This is a genomic window from Pseudanabaena biceps PCC 7429 (assembly GCF_000332215.1).
In the GTDB taxonomy this organism is placed as follows: Bacteria; Cyanobacteriota; Cyanobacteriia; order Pseudanabaenales; family Pseudanabaenaceae; genus Pseudanabaena; species Pseudanabaena biceps.
In genome coordinates, this window is sequence record NZ_ALWB01000369.1 from 1 (window position 1) to 2,463 (window position 2,463).

Below are 2,463 nucleotides of genomic sequence, written 5' to 3' on the forward strand. Positions count from 1 at the left end.
CTTCGCAACGCTTTCAAAAATTTCCTTGGTTTGGGTTTGAGCGCAAAGCGCTGTAAGTTTACTTACGCTAAACTACTTAAATATTAATTAATATTTAATTAAGCTTACCTATTAAGGTGAAATAATGCCGCAAATATCACCATAAATATCACCATAAATATTAAGAAAAAAATAATTTTCAATTTATCTAATCAAAACTTTTCCACAGACTTTTCCACAGATATTGGCTTTTTTTCCACAGATAAGGGAGAGTTTTCCACAGAGACTCCCCAAGCTAAAGATACTTTAGCCTTACTGGTTAAGGATTCGTTAACGGAAAGCAGCACTGACTTGGGAAAACTTTGCAAGACAGTCAATCATGAAGTTATATAAACAAAAAGGCATGAAAACCCTGATTCCATCAAGTCTATTTCATTTATTTGTCACAAGTAGTTAACAGTTCGTTACGTTGACAAGAAGCACTGGTTGAACGCACAATTAAGTCCCGACCGATGAAAAATGGTTGCTTGAGTTCGATAAAACTTGCTTAAAAGTTGAGGTTTCAGCATGAGTACGACCGTCAGTATATTGGCAGAGATTCCTGAAGAATTGCATGAAACCCTCAAAGGTTACTTAGAGTCTCATCCTGACTGGGATCAAGATCGCGTATTTGCCGCTGCTCTATCTTTATTTTTGCTGCAAAATGGTGGCGATCGCTTATCCCGCAATACCACCTCTAGCTATCGCAGCACTGCTAAGGTGTACTTAAACGCTTTATTTCAACACTCTGTTTAAAGGCTTATACCTAAGTACAGACTTGGTTCTAGACTTGGGTTGAGCTGAATATTCATGCAAATTATTTATGCAAACTATTCATGCAAAACACAGACCCTTGTATTAGACTGAGAATTGCTCGACGACCTAGACCAATGAAACTATGACCTCCGCCCAGATTCCTGAAGTTAATCCATTAGATGTTCTTGTCGTTGGGGCAGGGATTTCAGGTTTAACGATCGCCCACGAACTAGCGATCGCTAAAAACTATCGCGTCTTGGTGGCGGAGGCACAGGATCGCGTGGGCGGCGCGATTACTAGCGCAAAAAATGACGAGGGCTATCAATGGGAGGAAGGTCCCAATAGTTTCCAGCCAGCCCCCGAATTATTACGTTTAGCCGTAGAAGTCGGACTCAAGGATGAATTGGTGCTTGCGGATGGCAAACTACCCCGCTTTGTATTTCTCAACGGCAAGTTAAACGCTTTGCCCATGTCTCCGCCAACGGCGATCGCCTCCCAAATTTTGACTTGGGGTGGCAAAATCCGTCTCGCTTTGGGGGCAATGGGTTTTGCACGCCCTGCGATGGCGGGAGAAGAATCCGTTGATCGCTTCTTTTCGCGCCTGTTAGGCAGACAAGCGGTTGATCGCTTGGTTGCTCCCTTCATTTCTGGAGTATATGCGGGCGATCCCAAGCGGCTCAGTGCGAAGGCTGCTTTTGCAAAAATTGCCAAGCTGGAAACCTATGGTGGTTTGCTTGCTGGGGCAATATTATCAAGTAAAGAGCGCAAAGCCCAAAAACTTAACGATCCTCGCATTCCGAAAACGAAGGCTGGGGAGTTGGGTTCCTTTCGCGAGGGAATAAAAATGCTCCCTGAAGCGATCACCGCTAAATTAAGGGCGCAGGGTACAGCCGTCAAACAACAATGGACTCTGCAATCGCTAGAGAAGCAAGGCGAAATCTATGTTTCCAAATTCGCTACCCCCACGGGCGAAGAAATTGTGACCTCGCGATCGGTCGTTCTTTCCACCCCCGCCTATGTCACTGCAAAATTATTACAAGATTATTTGCCCGCCGCTAGCCAAGCCTTAAATGAGATTTTTTATCCAACTGTTGCCTGTGTGGTACTTGCCTACCCCAAAAGCGAATTTCGCTATGACATGAAAGGCTTTGGCAATTTGATTCCTCGGACAGAGGGAGTTAGAACCCTAGGAACAATTTGGTCATCTAGTCTCTTTGCAGGACGCGCCCCCGCAGGTTGGCAACTATTGCTCAATTTTATCGGCGGCACGCTTGATCCCGCACTAGCCCATTTATCAGAAGCAGAAATTATTGCTGCCGTGCATCAAGATCTCAAAAAAACAATTCTTCGCCCCGATACGAAGGTATCTCCCAAAGCGATCGCCGTTCATGTGTGGGATAAGGCTATTCCTCAATACGAAATCGGGCATTTAGAGCGACTTGCCACGGTAGAAGCTGAATTGCAAAAATCTTCAGGGCTATATATCAGTGCTAATTTTATTGGCGGAGTCGCCTTAGGTGACTGCATCAAGCGTAGCTTGCAAGAAGCTCATAAAATTGCGGCTTTTTTAGAAACCATTTAGAAACCATTTAAGAGTTGTCTAGCTCCCCCTCAATCCCCTTTTTTATGATAAGTAACGTCAGTTCGGGTTAAGCTGGCAAATTTTAAAAGCCCAAAAGTAAAAGCCTT

The 2,463-nt window shown here is 44.3% G+C and carries 2 protein-coding genes; both read left to right on the forward strand.

The window, feature by feature from the left end; all coding sequences use genetic code 11:
- The first annotated feature begins 546 nt into the window (after window positions 1-546).
- A complete protein-coding gene (locus tag PSE7429_RS22380; RefSeq protein WP_009629672.1) occupies window positions 547-774 on the forward strand; it encodes a DUF2811 domain-containing protein in 228 nt (75 codons plus the stop codon).
- A 142-nt stretch (window positions 775-916) separates the two neighbouring features.
- Window positions 917-2,356: a protoporphyrinogen oxidase gene (gene hemG / locus PSE7429_RS22385; protein WP_009629673.1), complete on the forward strand. Its 1,440-nt coding sequence runs from the start codon at window positions 917-919 to the stop codon at window positions 2,354-2,356.
- Window positions 2,357-2,463: the final 107 nt, after the last annotated feature.

Coding starts and splice junctions, on each gene's coding strand:
- PSE7429_RS22380 (WP_009629672.1), top strand. CDS start 547: ATGAGTACGACCGTCAGTATATTGGCAGAGATTCCTGAAGAATTGCAT.
- hemG (WP_009629673.1), top strand. CDS start 917: ATGACCTCCGCCCAGATTCCTGAAGTTAATCCATTAGATGTTCTTGTC.